General features: G+C 30.8%; 1 protein-coding gene. It reads right to left on the reverse strand.

Annotated elements, in window-relative coordinates:
• Positions 1 to 237 (reverse strand): transposase (locus tag KGF38_RS20220; protein ID WP_227832707.1); only part of this gene is annotated, 237 nt, incomplete at both ends.

Below are 237 nucleotides of genomic sequence, written 5' to 3' on the forward strand. Positions count from 1 at the left end.
TGCATTTATATCTCTATCGTGAGTTACATTACAACAAGGACAAATCCATTCTCTTATACTTAAATTCTTCATTTCCTTGTTTTTGTACCCACATTTATTGCATATTTGTGAACTTGCAAAGAATTTACCTACCTTTACAATTTGTCTATCATACCAATTGGCCTTGTATTCTAATTGACGAACAAATTCTGACCATGACACATCAGAAATTAAGCGAGATAATTTACGATTTTTAGT

Source organism: Clostridioides sp. ZZV14-6387 (assembly GCF_020657835.1).
Taxonomy (GTDB): domain Bacteria; phylum Bacillota; class Clostridia; order Peptostreptococcales; family Peptostreptococcaceae; genus Clostridioides; species Clostridioides difficile_A.